This window comes from Mycobacterium helveticum, assembly GCF_007714205.1.
GTDB lineage: Bacteria > Actinomycetota > Actinomycetes > Mycobacteriales > Mycobacteriaceae > Mycobacterium > Mycobacterium helveticum.
Genome location: NZ_VMQU01000226.1, coordinates 1 through 3,840, shown reverse-complemented (window position 1 = coordinate 3,840; position 3,840 = coordinate 1). Strand labels below are relative to the sequence as shown.

Genomic DNA, 3,840 nt, shown 5'->3' with positions numbered 1-3,840 from the left:
CGGGTCGAATCCCGTTGTGCTAGAATACAACTCGTAGTCAAATCACCTCTGACTTACACAGAAATCGTGACAGGCTCCAGCGTCGGTTTCATGCCCCACGGCCAACACGAGATGACCCCTTCCCGGCTCTGCCGTGGTAGACCACCTTGGTGTCTCATGCCCACCCGAACGCCCGATGATCGTCGTCCGCACCGTGGAGTGGGCCGAGCGAGCCCTGGCCGCGGGAGAGATCGACTGTCCGCACCCGGGGTGCGCCGGTGCCCTCACGCGGTGGGGCCATGGCCGCCGCCGGCGCGTCCGCAGCCTCGGCGCCCAGGCCCTTGAGGTGCGCCCGCGGCGGGCACGATGCATCTGTTGCGGCGGCACCCAGATTCTGCTGCCGGCCAGCGTGCAGCCACGCCTGGCCGATACCACCGAAGTGATCGGCACCGCCTTGGCCAGCAAGGCCGCCGGCCAAGGACATCGCCGCATCGCTGACGAACTCCAGCGCTCACCGTCGACCGTGCGTCGCTGGCTGCGCCGCGCCATGAGCGACGCTCATCTGCAATGGCTGTGCCAGCGAGGCAGCGCGGCACTCATCCGGCTCGACCCCGACGCCTTCAACCGGCTGCCCCGTGCCACCAACCCGCTGCGTGACGCGCTGACCGTCTTAGCCGCAGCTGCACACGCGGCCCGCCGACGGCTGGGCCTGACCGACCCCCTGTGGACCCTGATCGGCCTGCACGCCCAGGGCCGGCTTCTGGCAGCACCAACCTGAACCGCCACATCGCCCGGACCGAACCGACCGGGCCGACGATCTTGCACGCCCACCCCCGCCCGGCACCGTGAACAGCACTGCAGGGCCCGGCACCGACACCGTGAGCATCACAGCGTCACCGTGAACACCGAACCGCGCCAATCGTCCTCACCGAGAACGCCGCAATCATCCTCATCTTGAATTCCGGTCAACAACCCACGACGGACTCGGCTACTTCGGATTCAACGAGCCGTACAAGGCCTGCATCGAGGTGATGAGCTTCGACCGTCTGGTCAACGCAGCCACCGAGCGGAACCGAGCGTTCTTCGACAAGCTGGGCCTGCCCTCCAGTTGACCATCCGCCTCTGCACAACCGCACTTGTCGGCAGCGGGTTGCAGAATCAGAGTCATGATCATGGATGAGGTGGGTCGATGCTGACCAAAGATGACATCACTGCGCTCGATCAACGCGCCCGCGAAGTGGGCGAGGCCATCGGCTGGGAGTTAGCGTTCGTTGTCGCGCCGAACCCGGAGTTCGTCGGGTTGTGCGCGGGTCGCGACCGCATCATCGTGCTCGGCCTGGTTTGCCGTATTTCTGATCTCGCGGTGCATGAGATCGACCTCACGCTCGATGCTCTGCAACAAGGTGACCGGCGGATCATTCTCGACGAGGATGGGGATCCTCGTCTGGCTTAGAGGCGCTCAAGGGTTTAGACGATGAGGTTGTCGATGGAGCGAGACGACCCACACTGTGACCGGAGGTGTTTCGGAACAGAAGGTTGGGGACCATTTTGGGGCCACACCTCATCCGCGAGGGTGAACGACCTGCACTTCTGTGCACGTTATGCGCGGACACCCCGACGCCCGCCGCTGGCGGTGACCTGCGGAAACGCCCTACCGCAATTTACTGGGGGTCAAGTGGTCGCAGGTTCAAATCCTGTCAGCCCGACTTTGTGAAATGGGTCTTGACCTGCGATGACGTCGATATTCAACCGTGACGGTTGCGTGAGGTACAAACCGCCCTGGGGACCACACGCGGGTGCTGGCGGCGCGCTCGATGGACTCGTGCAGGGGAGTTTCTGCCAGTTCGACCACACGCCATGCACGCCTGTGCACGTTATGCGGCTCGGCTGAGGTCGCTGTCCAGATGCCGAAATTGACCGCTGGTCAAGTGGGGTGGCGCGCAGTTCTATCGGATCATCTTGCGCGGGTCAGGGAAGCCCATCTTGATGTAGCCGGGAGCTCGTTTCTTCAGCGATGAGGCGATAACAGGGGTGCGCTCGTCGTGGTAGTCGTGCACGGTTGCGGTTGTCTTTGAGTGGTAGGGCCGGGTGACACGGCCGATGTATTGGACGAGCCGGTTCTTGAAGGTGATCGGCGCGGCCAGGAACAGTGTGTCGAGGGCTGGGCAGTCGAAGCCTTCCCCGATGAATGAGCTGGTGCCGACGATCAGGAGTGGATCCGAGTCGGGCGTATGGATGGCAAGTTGGTCGGCGATTTGGCGGCGTTCACGAGCCTTCATGCCGCCGCTGAGGACGGTGACGGTCTTTCCTGCGGTCCGTAGCCGGTCGGTGATCCCGTTGAGGTGATCGACCCATGTGGTGAGCACCAGGATGTTGGCGCCGGTTTCGGCGGCGGTCAGGATATCGGCCACGATTTGGTCGAGCCGTGCGTGATCGGCGACGAGGGCTCGATAGATTTCGGCCATTCCACCGGGTGCGGTGGGATCGGCGTCGCCACAGTACTGGAATTCGGTCGGGTGCAGGTGCAAAACTGGGTGGGGTGTCAGGAGATCGGACCCGTCGACCGGGAGTTGTCCGATACTGGGCTGGTCAATGGCCACGAGGTGTGATCCGAGTTGGTAATAGATCAGGTCTTCGAGCCCGTCGCGGCGCTCTGGGGTGGCGGTCAAGCCAAGCCAGTACCGCGCGGCGATGCGGTTCAGGACCCCGAAGAATGCGCTGGCGGCGACGTGGTGGCATTCGTCCACGATGACGAATCCGTAGTGGGCGTTGATGCTTTCGACGTTGTCACGACGGGCAAGTGTTGGCAGTAGCGCGATGTCGAGGATGCCAGTGGTTTTCGATCGTCCGCCGCCGATTTGACCACATGCGAAACTCAGGTGGCTGCTGATCCGGTCACGCCATTGATCGGCCAGAGCCTTGCGATCGACCAGGACCAGGGTCGAGGTAGACCGTGATTCGATTGCTGCGCAGGCTATGACCGTCTTACCGGTGCCCGGTGGTGCGATGAGGACGCCGGTCTCCTGTTCGAGGAGTTGGTGCAGTGCGGTCGTCTGAACGGTGCGCAACGGCGTGCTGCAGGTGAGCGTGTGGGGCTGACCGAGGATACGTTTGTCGTCGACGCGTAGCGTGCTGTCGGCCGATTCGACGAGTCCGGTCAGCAGAGCATGGAGGCCGCGGGGGAGGACCAGATCACCGCCGGCGGTTTCGTCGTAGCTATATAGGAATCGTGGTGTGTCCCAGGTGCTGCGGCGGGCACGTTGGCGCGCCCGATTGCCGCCGGCCGCGGGATGATGCGCGACGACGTCGGTAGCTGCAGACGTCGGACATTGTGGCCGATCTGTGGATCGGGGAGTTGGCGCGCCAACGCGGTCGCGTCCTTGGTTGACAATCGGGCGATGCTCGACAGGTAGGCCCACTGATCCTCGAATGGTTCCAGAGTGGCGGGATCGAGGAAGACGGTGGTGCCGTGCTGACGGCGCTTACCGTTCATCGGTGCGGCGATCAGATTTCCCACGCCTCGCCCGGTATGCACATCCTGGGAAGGAAACAAGCGGTCATAACTACTCAGATGCATGCTCCCGCGCAGGCGAAATGCCTCACCCAGCAAACTTGTAGCGACGCTGCGGGCGACCGATGCCGAGATCGCATGAGCGAAGAAGATCCAGACGTGAGCTCCGCGCCCGGATTGTGACACCTCCAGTGCAGCCGGAATCCCATATGAGCGTGCTGCTTTCATGTACGCAAGCGCATCGAGCATCGCGGCCTCTTTATCGAAATCTGCTGTTGAGCGGCACTTTCGATGATGATGATGGCGTCATTGGTGTTGACGATGATCTGGTGATGGGAACGGCCCCGCTC

At 63.1% G+C, this 3,840-nt stretch carries 4 protein-coding genes; 2 read left to right on the top strand and 2 right to left on the bottom strand.

The window, feature by feature from the left end; translation table 11 throughout:
* Nucleotides 1–175 precede the first annotated feature (175 nt).
* Both FPZ47_RS26825 and FPZ47_RS26820 read left to right on the top strand, forming a co-directional pair.
* Nucleotides 176–757 (top strand): helix-turn-helix domain-containing protein, encoded by a 582-nt coding sequence (locus tag FPZ47_RS26825; protein WP_144957214.1) that lies wholly within the window; start codon nt 176–178, stop codon nt 755–757.
* Between the two features lie 411 nt (nt 758–1,168).
* Nucleotides 1,169–1,432, top strand: coding sequence for a hypothetical protein (locus FPZ47_RS26820; protein WP_144957211.1), 264 nt, complete (start codon nt 1,169–1,171; stop codon nt 1,430–1,432).
* Nucleotides 1,433–1,925: 493 nt separating this feature from the next.
* On the opposite strand, the gene FPZ47_RS30055 is transcribed toward FPZ47_RS26820, so the two are convergent.
* Entirely contained in the window at nt 1,926–3,047 is a 1,122-nt protein-coding gene (locus FPZ47_RS30055; RefSeq protein WP_246133636.1) for a DEAD/DEAH box helicase, read from the bottom strand.
* Nucleotides 3,048–3,136: 89 nt separating this feature from the next.
* Nucleotides 3,137–3,739, bottom strand: a complete 603-nt coding sequence (locus tag FPZ47_RS30050) for a TOTE conflict system archaeo-eukaryotic primase domain-containing protein (protein ID WP_246133635.1) — start codon at nt 3,737–3,739, stop codon at nt 3,137–3,139.
* Nucleotides 3,740–3,840: the final 101 nt, after the last annotated feature.

Excerpts from the sequence above, each read along its gene's own strand:
- FPZ47_RS30050 (WP_246133635.1), bottom strand. The coding sequence starts at position 3,739 with ATGCTCGATGCGCTTGCGTACATGAAAGCAGCACGCTCATATGGGATT.
- FPZ47_RS26825 (WP_144957214.1), top strand. The coding sequence starts at position 176 with ATGATCGTCGTCCGCACCGTGGAGTGGGCCGAGCGAGCCCTGGCCGCG.
- FPZ47_RS26820 (WP_144957211.1), top strand. The coding sequence starts at position 1,169 with ATGCTGACCAAAGATGACATCACTGCGCTCGATCAACGCGCCCGCGAA.